The sequence below is a fragment of the Nonomuraea candida genome (assembly GCF_000725485.1).
GTDB lineage: Bacteria > Actinomycetota > Actinomycetes > Streptosporangiales > Streptosporangiaceae > Nonomuraea > Nonomuraea candida.
In genome coordinates this window covers 1-1,178 of the sequence record NZ_JOAG01000134.1, presented here as the reverse complement: position 1 = coordinate 1,178, position 1,178 = coordinate 1, and the positions used below count along the sequence as shown (strand labels likewise).

The following is a 1,178-nucleotide window of genomic DNA, read 5'->3' as shown; positions in this document are numbered from 1 at the left end:
GCCCCGGCCGGGGCGGGCCGGGGCGGGCTACTGGGTGACGGCGGCGTAGCGGGCGATGTCGGGGCCCCACTGGAGGATCAGGGCGGGCATGACGCGCTTGCCCTGGAGGGGGCCGTCGGTGTGGTCCCAGACGCGGCGGGCGAGCCCGTAGCGGGGGCGGTACTGGCTGCCGCCGGGGATGTCCCAGACGTTGCCCTGGCCCATCGGGTCGGTGTCGCGCCAGACGCGCAGGGCGGTCTTGCGGTCAACGCCGCCGATCTCCTGGAGCGCGTGGATCGCGGCCTCGCGGGGGACTTCGCCGGTGGCGATGGCGACGCGGAGGTCTTCGGCGAGCAGGCGCAGCAGGTCAGGGGTGAGCATGTGGGGCCTCCTGGGGCTGGGTGTTGGGTGTCGGCCCGAGGGGTCGCAGCCCTCGAACTGACAAGAAAAGTGTAGGACGGATTTATGATCGGGCAAGTGGACGGGCGGGATCAGTGGGCGCTCACCGCGCCCCTGTGGGCCTGGCTTGGCCGGGGCGGTTCTCGGGACATGCCGTCACCGGGCCACCCGCCCGCTTGCCTGCTCAGATGAGCGCCGTCACGTCCTTCTCGCAGCAGTCGGTGACGGTCGCGCCCGTCTTCCCGAGCGTGGTCACGGGCGGGTCGGTCTTGCCGCAGGCCGGGCAGGCGTCCAGGTAGCCGGTCCCGGGCTCGCGTGCCGCCTCGGCGGCGTCCTCGGCCGCGTCGAGCACGTTGAGCAGGGCGTGATCGGCCGCCACGGTCACGCGGAGCGGGAAGAAGAACCCGTGCTGGTCGCGCAGCACGGTGCCGCGCCGCTTCTTGACGCGGACGGTCAGGCCCGCGTCCCGCAGGCGGGCGGCGATCATGTGGGCGTCGCCCTGGTGGCGGTAGTCGCCGGGCGCGAGCGCGCGGGCCGTGACGACGCCGTTCGGGTGCTGGGCGTAGATGACGTAGCGGGGGCCGGCGAATCGGGGCAGCGGCTCTCCGCGCTGGTCGGTGCCCGGACGCCACGCGGTTTCGTCGGCGACGACGTGGACGCCCCACAGGTGGGTGAATCCGGAGTCGCGCTCAACGGGGTGGGCGCTGAGCTGGGCGCGGACGTGGGCGGGAGTGAGGTACATGGGTGCCCCTTTCTGGGCTGGGAGGGGTGCCCCCCGGCGTGTGGCCGGGGGGCGGGGT

The 1,178-nt window shown here is 73.9% G+C and carries 2 protein-coding genes; both read right to left on the bottom strand.

The genetic code is table 11. The features are described 5' to 3' along the window. Positions 1–27: 27 nt before the first annotated feature. The gene (locus IO39_RS43370; protein ID WP_043637635.1) at positions 28–360 is read right to left on the bottom strand and encodes a hypothetical protein; all 333 of its coding nucleotides are present in this window, start codon (positions 358–360) and stop codon (positions 28–30) included. A 202-nt stretch (positions 361–562) separates the two neighbouring features. Further along, positions 563–1,120: a hypothetical protein gene (locus tag IO39_RS43365; protein ID WP_043637633.1), complete on the bottom strand. Its 558-nt coding sequence runs from the start codon at positions 1,118–1,120 to the stop codon at positions 563–565. Positions 1,121–1,178: the final 58 nt, after the last annotated feature.

Excerpts from the sequence above, each read along its gene's own strand:
- IO39_RS43370 (WP_043637635.1), bottom strand. The coding sequence starts at position 360 with ATGCTCACCCCTGACCTGCTGCGCCTGCTCGCCGAAGACCTCCGCGTC.
- IO39_RS43365 (WP_043637633.1), bottom strand. The coding sequence starts at position 1,120 with ATGTACCTCACTCCCGCCCACGTCCGCGCCCAGCTCAGCGCCCACCCC.